Origin of the sequence: Bryocella elongata (genome assembly GCF_900108185.1) — a bacterium.
GTDB lineage: Bacteria > Acidobacteriota > Terriglobia > Terriglobales > Acidobacteriaceae > Granulicella > Granulicella elongata.
In genome coordinates, this window is record NZ_FNVA01000001.1 from 266,303 (window position 1) to 278,226 (window position 11,924).

The following is an 11,924-nucleotide window of genomic DNA, read 5'->3' on the forward strand; positions in this document are numbered from 1 at the left end:
TATCGGCAGGATTGTGAGCGAAATTGAGGCGGCGGATGCTAACTGTCCGCGTATCGGACAGTTAGGGGCGCTATTCATGTCGTTTCGCGAGCAGCCGGGAGCTGGGTGTATCGCAGAAAGGGATGGGTCGCGAGTTCCGGGCTGCGAGGTGCGAGTCCTGAATGACCGGGAGCGCTGCGTGATCAGGAACGCTGGGAGCGGGCGATGGCGGCGCGGGCTTCCTTGTCGGCTTCGCGGTTGCGCTCGGTGGCGCGCTTGTCCCAGTCCTGCTTGCCTTTGGCCAGGGCGAGCTCGCACTTGACGAGTCCGTGGCGGAAGTAGAGCCGGGTGGGGATGAGGGTGTAGCCCTTCTGGTTGGTGAGGCCCTTGAGCTTCTCGATCTCTCGCTTGTGCAGCAGGAGCTTCCGGGTGCGGAGGCTCTCGTGATTCATGGCATTGCCGTGGGAGAAGGGGCCGATGTGGGCGTTCAGCAGGAAGGCTTCGCCGTCTTTGAGGAGGCCGTAGGCGTCCTTGAGGTTGGCGTTGCCTTCGCGGATGGACTTGACCTCGGTGCCGCGGAGGGCGACGCCGCACTCGAAGCGGTCGGTGAGGAAGTAATTGTGACTGGCGGCGCGGTTGAACGAAGCGTCACGGTTGCCCGCGGCGACGGGATCGCGGTCCTTCTGCCTGGGGGCAGGATTCTTCGCGTGGGAAGGTGTGGTCGGGTTGGATAGCGAACGGGGCATTGGTACGTCCAAAGGAGGAGAACAGCAGTCCTCCGGATTCTTGATGCTAGCAGAGCCGCAGACGGTTCAGGGCGGATGTAGCCTGGCGGGCGGCGGTGGCCGTCGAAGGGTGTCGGAGTGGTTCTACAAGGCAAGGGAGGCAGGTTCTGCAGCGGATGAGGCGGGAGATGCGAATGGTAGTATGGAGCGAGCCCGACCGACCGCTCAGGAGCGCGAAACATGCTGTTGGGACACGCCTTGCAGCGGCCCCAGGCTCCGGCCACCAGCAACTTCTGAAGCCGCGTAAACGAGGCATTCTGGAGCAGGACGCGAGCATGCAGGGACGCAGGATGGGAGAGCCCGTCGGGGGGCGCAAGGGAATTTCCCGGCCACGCCGCAGCTGGGCCGCAAGACTGACAACGGCCGCCGTGATGGCGCTCGCGCTGGGCGCCTTGTGGACGGCAGGTGAAAAGACCGCGCAAGCGCAGTCGGCGTCCACGTGGAACAAGCGTGGCGAGGTTGCGGAGGCGCGGGACGACTTCGACACGGCGTTCGAGGCGTTTCGCCAGGCGCACCTGAAGAAGCCCACAGATCTTCGCTATCGCGAGCGGTACGAGCGCCTAAGGTTTGAGGCGGCGAACCAGCATGTTGACCGGGGCCGGGTCATGCGGCAGTCAGGCGACGCTGCCGGGGCGATCAACGAGTTTACGCGCGCGCTGCAGATCGATCCGGGGAACCAGGCGGCGGCTCAGGAGCTGCAGCAGACGCAGAAGGCATCGCCGAACGCCGGGTCAAGCGCACCCGCCGCCGCGCAGGCAGCGCTGGCTTCCGGAGACAATGGCGGGGCCGCACCGATTACGCCGATGCTGGGCGAGCAGACACCGTACCAGAAGCAGGTGCAGCGCGACATTCTGACGCTGGCCACGCCGGTGAGTCTTCGGCCCGTCTCCGAAGACCCGATTACGCTGCACATGGTGGAAGACACCAAGGTGGTTTACCAGGCGATCGGCAAGGCTGCCGGCCTGAACGTGATCTTCGATCCGGACTACAGCTCGAAGCGGGTTCCGGTGGACCTGACGAGCGTGAGCCTGTACGACGCGCTTCGTATTGTGGGCATGCTGAGCGGGACCTTCTGGAAGCCGGTAACGCCCAACACGATCTTTGTCGCGCAGAACAATCGCGCGAAACGCACCGACCTGGATGACATGGCGGTGCAGACGTTTTACCTGACGAACGTCTCGCAGCAGAACGACTCGAACGAGATCCTGGTGGCGCTGCGCAACCTGCTGGATCCGAGCGTGAAGATCTACCTCGTGGCGAGCCAGAATGCGATCATTCTGCGCGCGACGCCGGACGAGCTGATCCTTGCGGAGAAGCTGATCAACGATCTGGACCGCACGCGGGCTGAGGTGGTGATCGACGTCGCCGTGCTCGAGGTGAGCCGCAACAAGGAGCGCGACCTCGGCATTACGCTGCCTACGAGCATTGGACTGACGCCGCAGGAGAGCAACTACAACCAGAGTTCGTCCAGCAGTACGAGCACAACGTCCACGAGCACGACGTCGACCTCGACGACCAGCGGACTGACGCTGAATACGCTGGCGAACCTGAACGCGACAAACTTTGCCGTGACGCTTTCGGGCGGTACGGTGAATGCGCTGCTGACGGATGCGGACACGCGCATCCTTCAGAACCCGCGCATCCGCGCGACGGACGGCCAGCACTCGACGCTGAAGATCGGTTCGAAGATTCCAGTGGCTACGGGATCGTACAGCTCGACGCTGAGCGCAGCGAGCAGCTATGGCGTGCAGACGCAGTTCACCTACCTTGACGTGGGTGTGAACATCGACATCACGCCGACGGTGCACTACGACCGCGAGATCTCGCTGAAGTTGAAGATCGAGGTCTCGGCGCAGAACGGCAGCGTTACGATTTCGAGCGTGACGGAGCCGATCATCTCGCAACGTGTGTCGGAGCAGGTGATCCAGCTCAAGGACGGCGAGCCTTCGATTCTGGCCGGATTGCTGCAGAAGCAGGACTCGACCTCTGTGAATGGAACGCCGGGGCTGGCTTCGCTCCCGTTCTTCAAGTACTTCTTCTCGAGCCAGGACAAGACGACGCAACAGGATGAGATTGTGTTCCTGGTGATTCCGCACATCGTTCGCGAGCAGGTGCTGACGGACGAGAACACCGAAGCGGTGTACACGGGCACGAGCCAGTCGATTGAGCTGATGCGTAAGGATCCGGCGAAGATTGCCGCGGCCCGGGCGGAGCGGATGGATCTGGCCGCACCCTCGACTTCGACGCAGGAGACGTCCGCTGCGCGTGCGGCTTCGGCGATGGTGGGAGCGATCGCACGCGACGGAAGTCCGATTCCCGCAGGAGCCGGGACTGTTCCTCCGCCCACGCCGCCTGCGGCGAATGCGGGCGGATCGACGACCCCGGTCTCGCTACAGGTGATTCCGCCGTCGACGGTGCAGACTGTGGGGTCTACCTTCCAGGTGGTGCTGAAGGTGACCAACGCCCGGGATCTTTCGACCATACCGCTGCAGATGCAGTTCAACCCGAAGGTTCTGCAGCTGGTTGGAGTCGAGGACGGTACGCTGATGAGCCGCGACGGCCAGCCGGCAGCGCTGGTCCATCGCGATGGCGACGACGGCTCGGTGACGATCACGAGCACACGGCCGCCGCAGGCTCCGGGAGTGAATGGCGAAGGTTCGCTGTGCACGCTGACGTTCAAGGCCATTGGTGCGGGTGATTCGCCGCTGGCCCTGGTGCGGATCGGCGCGCGGGACTCCAAGCAGAACAACCTGCCCACGGTCGGTTCGCAGGGTGTGGTGCACGTCAAGTAGCTGCAGACAGTAGAGGGCAGATAGTAGACCGTATGGTGGCAGGAGCGCAGAACGCGCGGAGGGGTGAAGCGGGGCTCACGCTGGTCGAACTGATCATCGTGGTGACGGTCCTGTCGATCCTGGCGGTCGCCGCAGTTCCGGTGGTGAAGCTGCAGATCAAGCGCGCGAAAGAGGTGGCGTTGCGCCGCGATCTGCAGGAGATGCGGCGGGCGATCGATGCGTACAAGGACGCGGCGGACAAGGGAGCGTTCCAGACCAAGGCCGACTCGATGAACTATCCTCCGGACTTGCAGACGCTGGTGGACGGAGTCGATGTACAGACCAAGCACCTGCGGTTCCTGCGCAAGATTCCGATTGATCCGATGACGGGCACGACGGAGTGGGGGATGCGGTCCAACCAGGACGAGCCGGATTCGGACTCCTGGGGCGGGCAGAACGTGTTTGATGTCTTCACGAAGAGCAGCGGAACGGCGCTTGATGGGACGAAGTACAGCACCTGGTGAAAGCAAGACAGTAGACAGTAGTGATTAGAGCGTAGACAAAGGCGGATCCGGGCGACGGACGACTCCATGGGAAAGACGATCACAACACGGAAAGGGCGCAGAGCTCGGGGCTTTACGCTCATCGAGCTGATCATCGTCATGGCCATCATCGCGACGTTGTCGGCGATTGCGATCCCGCGCTACATCCAGATTGTGAAGAAGGCCAAGGAAGCGACGCTGCAGGAGGATCTGCACGTGATGCGGGCGGCCATCGACGCGTATACGGTCGACAAGGAGAAGGCTCCGCAGTCGCTGGATGAGCTGGTGCAGGCGGGATACCTGAAGTCCATGCCGATCGATCCCATGACCGGTCATAGCGATACGTGGATTACAGCGCAGTCCGACTCGATGATGGACATCAACGAGACGGAGGGCGGAATCGACGATGTTCATTCGGGCGCACAGGGTGTGGCGATCGACGGGACGAGCTATAACACCTGGTAGGAGCGCTGCGCGTCAGCGGCTTCGCCGGTAGCGCTTCGCCTGCGCCGCTTCGCGGTGAGGGGCCGGTGTGGCCAGGGCGCCGAATCGCCCGGGTGTGTCACCCAAACTTCTCGCGGATGCGTCTAAGATGGTATCCAGAGTTGCGCCTCGGCCTGTCGATTTGCTCAGGGGCGTTGTCTCTTCGGGGTACCCCCTCATGCGTCTCCTCACCCTCGCTACTCTGATGAGTCTTTCGGCCGGCGCTGTTGCGCTGGCTCAGACGACTTCGCCTTCTTCGACGCCATCGACCACCACCACAGCAACCCCGGCGGCCTCGGCTCCTTCTGGCGCTTCGACGTCGAGCGGGACTGCGGCTCAGGATCCTGCCAAGCCTGCGGCGAAGTCTTCGTCGGACGATGCGACGATTGCGGCGGAGCACTCGGCGAATGCCGACGCGGACAAGATCATCGAGCCGAAGGGTGATGCGTCCAAGACGGACGACAAGAATGCGAAGAAGTCCAAGGACGGGAAGACCGACACGGCCGACTCGAAGAAGGACGACGACATTCCGAATCCTGGCGACCATCTTGACCCGCACATCAAGAAGGGCAGCGAGGACGATGTGAACGCGATCGGGACGAGGAATATCGGTGGCCGCGGCATGGGCAACTGGTACTCGACGAACTGGGAGATTGGAACGGGCAAGCAGTACTCGATGGAAGTCGAGAAGAGCTCGCACCTGGTCACGGATCCGGTTGTGGTGGAGTACGTGAACCGCGTGGGCCAGAACCTGGTGAAGAATTCGGACGCGAAGGTGCCGTTCACGATCAAGGTGCTGGACACGGACGAGATCAACGCGATGGCGTTGCCGGGCGGCTACTTCTACGTGAACTCGGGGCTGATCCTGGCGTGCGACTCGGAAGATGAGCTTGCCGGCGTGATGGCGCACGAGATCTCGCACGTGGTGGCGCACCATGCGGCGCGCGAGATGACTCGGCTGAACTACATGCAGATCGGTTCGATTCCACTGATGATCTTTACGCAGGGCACGTGGACGGGCTACGGGATCTACGAGGCGACGCAGCTGGCGGTGCCGATGGCGTTCCTGTCGTTCTCGCGGCAATTCGAAGCGGAAGCGGACTTCCTGGGCGTGCAGTGGATGTACAAGGCGGGTTACGATCCGCAGGGCATGGTGACGATCTTCGAGAAGCTTTCGGCGCTGGAGAAGCACAAGCCCGGAGCGCTGTCGAAGGCGTTCAGCGATCATCCTGCGACGCCGGACCGCATTGCGAATGTTGAGGATGAGATTGCGACGATTCTTCCGGCGCGGCCTGAGTACCTGGTAACGACGAGCGAGTTTGACCAGGTGAAGGCGCGGCTGGCACGCATCCAGAACAAGCGAGGCGTGAACGACAAGAAGAACGGTAATAAGCCCACGCTGCGGCGCACGGGAACCTCGAACAACGATCCCAACTCTACGAACTCGAACTCGAACGACGGGCCGCCTACGCTGGGCCGCAGGAACTGATGTGCAGTGAGTAGAGCGTAGACAGTAGATTGGGTTGAGCTGTGAAGTGGGGCGTGGGCTTTGGCTCACGCCTTCTGCTTTGGGCTTGACTGGAATTTGAGCTGTAGAGGTGCGAGGTGTGCAGGAGAGGCGAGGAGCGAGGTCTCTGAACAGCGATGAGGGGTTGAGCTGTGAGCGATGAGGAGCAGCGCCGGGGCCGGGTGACGTCCGAATCGGATGATTTGAGACAATATGGGTATGAGCAACACGGACCAGAAGCATACGACCGGCTACACTGACGACCACGCGAAGGCTGGTCTGGAGACCAACTTTCCTGCCATCGAGACCTGGCGGAACCAGTTTCAGAAGTACGAGATTCTGATCGACGACCCGGAGTTTACGAGCGTGTGCCCGAAGACGGGTCTGCCTGACTTTGGCGTGCTGAAGATCCGCTACATGCCGCGCGAGAAGTGTCTCGAGCTGAAGAGCCTGAAGGAGTACCTGTTTACGTACCGGAACCTGGGGATCTTCCAGGAGAACATCGTGAACCAGGTGCTGGACGATGTGGTGAAGGCTACGGAGCCGGTGTGGGCGGAGATTGTGGGAGATTTTCGGCCGCGAGGCGGGATCTCGACGATCGTGACGGCGCGGTATCCGCGGACTGAGGAGATGCGGTAGGTGTTTCCGTTCTCCACGCCGTTCGCGATGTGGTCGCCATTGCGCGTGGAGTTGGTGCAGCAGCGGTTGGAAGAGGCGATAGGGCCACCGTCGCAGATGTTCCAGGTGAAGGCTCTTTCGGGCAAGGTGAGTCGCGAGGGTGTCGCGATCTACGTGACTCCGCGGGGAAGAGGCGCGCAGACCGCTCGCGTGCTCAGAGCCCGGATGATCCCGGATGGCGGTGGAACGCGGTTAGAAGGACAGTTCCGGCTGCGCTGGGGAAACGCCATCGCCCAGCTGATCATGTTCCTGATTGTTTCGGGAATGTTGATGAATCAGCTGTTCGAGGCACTGGAGAGAGATTCCGGCGGCTCTCGGGTTTGGGCGTTGGCCGCCCCATGTCTCCTCTTCGTCGTTGCAGTCGGCATATTCCTGGGGCCGATTTTTAGCCCTTCTAAGGACAGGCGGCTCGTTGGGGGGCTCGAGGTGTTACTCGCATCGGAAAGGCCGAAGTGGCTGGATGATGCCGCAAATTAGAAGGTGGAGATGAATCGGCAGGAGAGGCTCGAATCGCTGACCCGGAGTTGGCGGTGGCTGTTTGAGCCTTCGTCGTTTGAGCTTCTCGAGATTTCTCCGTTTGGGGATCTGCTGTCACGCGATGCGGCGGGGATGTACTGGCTGCTGGATGTGAACTTCGGGAAGCTGATGGGACCCGAGGTCAGCGGAGGTGCGGCTGCGGAGATGTTCCCCGACAACTTCGATGGAAGACTCGCGAGCCGGTATCGGGATGCAGGCATCGAGTTGCGGGAAGGGCAGTGTTATGCGTTCACGACGCCGGTGATCTCGCGAGAGGGTTCGTATGAGCCGTTCAATGTCTACGGGGTGGATTCGATGGAGCGTGTGAGCTTTATGGGCGACTTTCATCGCCAGATTCAGCAGATACCGGATGGCACAACGGTCAGGATTGTTATCCGATCGGTTCGTTGGCTTGACTCTGGTGTGGCTTGAATTGGGAGTGGCTTCCTCCGGCTGGAGTGCAGAGGATCATGGGGCCGATGCATCGGGTGATCGCGGATGGTATTCTCACCGCATCGTGACTACTTTTCCTGTTCGAGCGTGCGTTGCTGCGGCTGCGGCTTTGTTTTCTGTCTCTGCGTGTGCGCAGACTTCGGCCGCTGCTGTTCCTCCTGATGCGGCTGAGTCGGCGATGGTGAAGGCGGTGGATGCTTCGGCGGCGAGCGATATCGCCATGCTGGAGCAGATCGTCGATATCAACAGCGGGACGATGAACTTTGCGGGCGTGGTGCGGGTGAAGGACACGATTGAGCCGCAGCTGCAGGCGCTGGGTTTCAAGACGGTGTTTCATCCGATGGATCAGCTGTCGAACCGTGCGGGCGACCTGGTGGCGGAGCATCCCTGTCCTGCGGGCAAGGGTAAGTGTGGGAAGCACCTGCTGCTGATTGGGCACATGGATACGGTGTTCGAGCTGGCATCGCCGTTCCAGCGGTACTCGGTGGTACCAGGAACGAATGGGCGCATAGCGACCGGGCCGGGCGTGGCGGATATGAAGGGCGGGCTGGTGATCCTGCTGAGTGCGCTGCGGGCGATGAAGGCCGCGGGCGCGCTGGATGCGACCGAGATCACGGTGGTGCTGGATGGCGATGAAGAGAAGCCGGGGTCACCGATCAGTGTGGCGCGCAAAGATCTGATCGATGCAGGCAAGCGGAGCGACCTCGCGCTGGAGTTTGAGAACGCGTCGCGGCTGGGCGGCGTGGACGGGCAGGATGCGGTTCGGCTGGGGCGGCGGAGCTCGGGCACGTGGGTGATTGAGACGACGGGGCGGACGGGGCACTCGTCGGGGATCTTTGGCGATGCGATGGGCTATGGGGCGATCTATGAGCTGACGCGCATCCTGGACGAGTTTCGCAAGGAGCTTCCGGAGCCGGGGCTGACGTACAACGTGGGCGTGATCCTGGGCGGAACGAGCGCGGCGGAGAATGCGGAGAAGACCGGCGGGACAGCGACAGGGAAGACGAATGTGATTCCGCCGGCAGCGATTGCGCGCGGCGATCTGCGGACGCTGGACGAAGAGCAGAATACGCGGGTGAAGAAGAAGATGGAGGCGATCGTGCGCGACCATCTTCCGCGCACGGGAGCGACGATCGAGTTCTTCGATACCTACCCGGCGATGGGCGTCACGGAGGGCTCGCAGGCGCTGTTGGCGAAGCTGCAGGAGGTGAATGCAACGCTGGGTTTTGGGCCGAGCGCGGTGGTCGATCCGAAGGAAGGCGGCGCGGGCGATATTGCATTTGTGGCGCCTTATGTTCCGGGGCTGGTGGGCACGGGGTCGATGGGCGCAGGAGCGCATGCGGAGGGCGAGACGGTGTACCTGGACTCGCTGGCGAAGCAGGCCAAGCGCATGGCGTTGCTGATGTATCGGCTGAGCGGGCAGGGGAAGTAGGGGATCGAAGCGAATAGCGGGAGCGGGAGCGTGGGTGCTCCGACCGGTGCCGGGGCTTCTGAATGAGCCCGGGTCCCCAAGTGCGAGGGACCCGGGGCACCCAAGATCGGCCGGGGTTGGTATTCTCCGAGAGGCTGAGGTTTCGCGGCGGCCGGGGGATGCAGATGGCGGAGAGCGTTACCAAGCCTGCGGCGGGTGTGGCACGAGGCGCGACGGTCGCGCTCGTGTTGTTGACCGCGATGAACTTCGTGAACTACCTGGACCGGTACATTCTTCCGGCGGTGCAGGAGCAGATCAAGGGCGAGTTCCATCTCTCCGACAATCAGATTGGTTCGCTGACGCTGTGGTTCATGGTGGCGTATGTCGCGGCATCGCCGGTCACGGGCTGGCTGGGTGACCGCTTTCCACGCAAACCGATGATTGTGATTGCCGCCATCGGGATTGCGGCGATGAACTTCTTTACCGCGAGCGTCCATGACTACATGTCGCTGAACCTGCGGCATGCGGCGCTGGGCATCGGCGAAGCGAGCTTCGGGATCTTCGCACCGTCGCTGCTCGCGGATTTCTATGCGGATGATCAACGCAACCGTGTGCTGACGATCTTCAACCTGTCGCTGCCGTTTGGTGCGGCGATGGGTGTGGAGGCGGGGGCCTGGATCGGCGCTCATCATGGATGGAGGATGAGCTTCATCGCGTCGGCGGTGCCGGGCCTGCTGGTTGCGATCCTGATTGCGGTCTTCATGCGCGAGCCCAAGCGGGCGGTTGTGGAAGGCAAGGCAAAGGCCGATAAGGGCAGTGTCGTTTCGCTGCTGCGAAACCCCGCTTATCTGTGCGCGATCCTGGGATACTCGGCGGTGACGTTTTCGCTGGGTGGGATCTCGTGGTGGATGCCTTCGTTCCTGCATCGGTTTGCGGGGTACTCGATTGAGGCTGCGGGTGGCGTGATGGGGCCGATCATCGTGGTGGCTGGCATCGGTGGCACGGCGCTGGGCGGGTGGATCGCGCAGGTGTGGTCACGGAAGACGTCGAAGGCGCTGTACCTGGTGCCTGCGATCAGCGCGGCGCTCACGATACCACCGGCGATCACGCTGTTCTTCGGGCCGAAGGGCTTGCTGCTGCCTTCGCTGAGCCTTGCGATCTTCCTGGTGTTTCTGGGAACGGGCCCAGTGAATGCGGCCACGTTGAATGCGGTGCCAGCGAACCTTCGAGCGACTGCGATGGCGGGGCAGTTATTTGCGCTGCACATCTTTGGCGACATGTTCTCGCCGAAGCTGATTGGCATCATCAGCGATACGTCCGACCTGCGACATGGGCTGGCGGCGACGCTGGTGACGTTCGCGATTGGGGCGGTGATCTTCTTCGTGGGCGCGAAGTATGCGCCGGAGCTGCATCACGCTTTGCCCGAAGGTGAGGAGACGCCGCAGGCAGCATGAGCTGGCACGTCTCTCCGTTGTGGAGTCCATGGTTGGAGCTGGGTGGGTGGCTGATTGGCGGCACGTGGTGCGTGCGGGCGAACAGCATTTTGCGGCAGCTTCCTACGTTGCCGGATCTCTCCGCGCCGGGGTGGGATGTGGCGACGGAGCGTGAGCTCTCGCTGGTGGTGGTGGTACCTGCCTGTAACGAGGCGGAGACGATTGGGGCATCGCTGGATTGCCTGCTGGCGGCGGACTATCCGAGTCTGTATGTGCTGGCGGTGGATGATCGCTCGACCGACACGACGGGGGCGATCCTCGACGATTATGCGGCGAAGCACCCGGAGCGGATTGGCGCGCTGCACATCACGGATCTGCCGGATGGCTGGCTGGGCAAGGTGCATGCGATGCAGGCGGCGGTGGATGCGACGCGGTCGGAGTTTGTCTTGTTCACGGATGCGGATGTGTTGTTCTCGCCTTCGGTGCTGCGTCGGGCAATGGCGTATGCCGAGATGGAGGATACCGATCACCTGGTGGTGATGCCGACGGCGCAGGTGAAGTCGCGCGGCGAGGGCATGATCCTGGGGTTCTTCCAACTGCTGGGGTTCTGGGCGGCGAGGCCGTGGAAGGTTGCGGATGATCGCGCGCATGATGCGATTGGGGTGGGTGCGTTCAACCTGGTGCGGCGGTCAGCGCTGGAGGAGATGGGCGGGCTGATGCCGCAGCGGCTCACCGTGATTGAGGATGTGACGATCGCGCGGCGGATCAAGGCGGCGGGGCTGAAGTCGCGACTGGCGTTTGCGCCGGGGCTGGTGCTGGTGCACTGGGCCAAGGGGGCGCGTGGCGTGATTCGGGTGATGACCAAGAACCTGTTTTCGGGATTTGGGTTCAACCCGTTCCTGCTGGCAGGCGCGGCGCTTTGGATCGTGGTGTTTTTCCTGCTGCCGCTGCTGGGGCTGGCTTGGCTGCCTACGGTGCTGCCGGCGCTGCTGGTGCTGCTGTCGATGGCGTCGATGTACAGGGTGATCGGGGAGTACAGCCTGATCGATGCGCTGTATGGCTGGGCAGCTCCGCTGGGCGCGGTGATGTTCCTGTATGCGATGCTGCGGTCGCTGGCGTACACGTGGTGGCGGGGAGGCATTGAGTGGCGGGGTACGGTGTATCCGGTGAGTGAGCTGCGGAGCTTCAATGATCCCTTCCACTGGATGCGGGAAGGGATGGAACGAAGGCATCGGATGAAGAACGCGGCGCCTTCGCGGTTGCGGAGGTGGGTGGATCGGTGGAAGAGATAGAGGTTGGGTGCCGGGTCTGACGCTTTCTGAGCTGTAGAGCGATGAGGGGAACAGGTATGAGCGACGAGGAAGAC

General features: G+C 62.5%; 11 protein-coding genes. 10 read left to right on the forward strand and 1 reads right to left on the reverse strand.

The window, feature by feature from the left end; genetic code table 11:
- Positions 1-182 precede the first annotated feature (182 nt).
- On the reverse strand, positions 183-725 hold the full coding sequence (gene smpB, locus C4S68_RS01085) for an SsrA-binding protein SmpB (protein WP_103931189.1): 543 nt from the start codon (positions 723-725) through the stop codon (positions 183-185).
- A gap of 314 nt (positions 726-1,039) precedes the next feature.
- On the opposite strand from smpB, the gene C4S68_RS01090 reads away from it, so the two are divergent.
- The 10 genes from C4S68_RS01090 (at position 1,040) to C4S68_RS01135 (ending at position 11,850) form a co-directional block, all read left to right on the forward strand.
- Positions 1,040-3,556 (forward strand): cohesin domain-containing protein, encoded by a 2,517-nt coding sequence (locus tag C4S68_RS01090; RefSeq protein ID WP_235011268.1) that lies wholly within the window; start codon positions 1,040-1,042, stop codon positions 3,554-3,556.
- Positions 3,557-3,588: 32 nt separating this feature from the next.
- On the forward strand, positions 3,589-4,059 hold the full coding sequence (locus tag C4S68_RS01095; RefSeq protein ID WP_103931191.1) for a type II secretion system protein: 471 nt from the start codon (positions 3,589-3,591) through the stop codon (positions 4,057-4,059).
- A 66-nt stretch (positions 4,060-4,125) separates the two neighbouring features.
- Entirely contained in the window at positions 4,126-4,542 is a 417-nt protein-coding gene (locus C4S68_RS01100; protein WP_103931192.1) for a type II secretion system protein, read from the forward strand.
- Between the two features lie 196 nt (positions 4,543-4,738).
- The gene (locus C4S68_RS01105) at positions 4,739-6,049 is read left to right on the forward strand and encodes a M48 family metallopeptidase (RefSeq protein ID WP_103931193.1); all 1,311 of its coding nucleotides are present in this window, start codon (positions 4,739-4,741) and stop codon (positions 6,047-6,049) included.
- 237 nt (positions 6,050-6,286) lie between these two features.
- Positions 6,287-6,706, forward strand: a complete 420-nt coding sequence (gene queF / locus C4S68_RS01110) for a preQ(1) synthase (protein WP_103931194.1) — start codon at positions 6,287-6,289, stop codon at positions 6,704-6,706.
- Positions 6,707-7,222, forward strand: a complete 516-nt coding sequence (locus C4S68_RS01115) for a hypothetical protein (protein ID WP_103931195.1) — start codon at positions 6,707-6,709, stop codon at positions 7,220-7,222.
- Between the two features lie 9 nt (positions 7,223-7,231).
- Positions 7,232-7,693: a hypothetical protein gene (locus tag C4S68_RS01120; RefSeq protein ID WP_103931196.1), complete on the forward strand. Its 462-nt coding sequence runs from the start codon at positions 7,232-7,234 to the stop codon at positions 7,691-7,693.
- A gap of 85 nt (positions 7,694-7,778) precedes the next feature.
- Positions 7,779-9,146 (forward strand): M20/M25/M40 family metallo-hydrolase, encoded by a 1,368-nt coding sequence (locus C4S68_RS01125; protein WP_235011269.1) that lies wholly within the window; start codon positions 7,779-7,781, stop codon positions 9,144-9,146.
- A 164-nt stretch (positions 9,147-9,310) separates the two neighbouring features.
- Positions 9,311-10,579, forward strand: coding sequence for a spinster family MFS transporter (locus tag C4S68_RS01130; protein ID WP_103932096.1), 1,269 nt, complete (start codon positions 9,311-9,313; stop codon positions 10,577-10,579).
- Positions 10,576-11,850: a glycosyltransferase gene (locus C4S68_RS01135; protein ID WP_103931198.1), complete on the forward strand. Its 1,275-nt coding sequence runs from the start codon at positions 10,576-10,578 to the stop codon at positions 11,848-11,850. Before C4S68_RS01130 ends, C4S68_RS01135 begins: the two co-directional genes overlap by 4 nt.
- Positions 11,851-11,924 lie beyond the last annotated feature (74 nt).